Genomic DNA, 268 nt, shown 5'->3' with positions numbered 1-268 from the left:
GAACTCATGCGCGTCCGCGACTTCACCGCGATCTTCTCCTCCAACGACCAGATGGCGCTCGGGCTCATGCACGCGATCCGCGACGCGGGCCAGGACGTTCCGCACGACGTCTCCATCGTCGGTTTCGACGACATCCCGGAGGCCGCCCACTTCTGGCCGCCCCTCACCACGGTCAAACAGGATTTCCCCGAACTGGGGCGGCGCTGCGTCGCCCAGCTCCTCGGCACCATGGACGACCAGGCCGCAGGCTACACCGGCAGGATCCAGC

1 protein-coding gene is annotated in these 268 nt (G+C 67.5%); it reads left to right on the top strand.

Annotated features, from left to right (window positions below; translation table 11 throughout):
* Nucleotides 1-268 (top strand): substrate-binding domain-containing protein (locus AAEY83_RS15540; protein ID WP_351060367.1); only part of this gene is annotated, 268 nt, incomplete at both ends.

Origin of the sequence: Psychrobacter sp. TB20-MNA-CIBAN-0197 (assembly GCF_040309765.1) — a bacterium.
In the GTDB taxonomy this organism is placed as follows: Bacteria; Pseudomonadota; Gammaproteobacteria; order Pseudomonadales; family Moraxellaceae; genus Psychrobacter; species Psychrobacter submarinus.
Note: the sequence above shows the minus strand (reverse complement) of the source record. Positions and strands in the feature narration are given on the sequence as shown.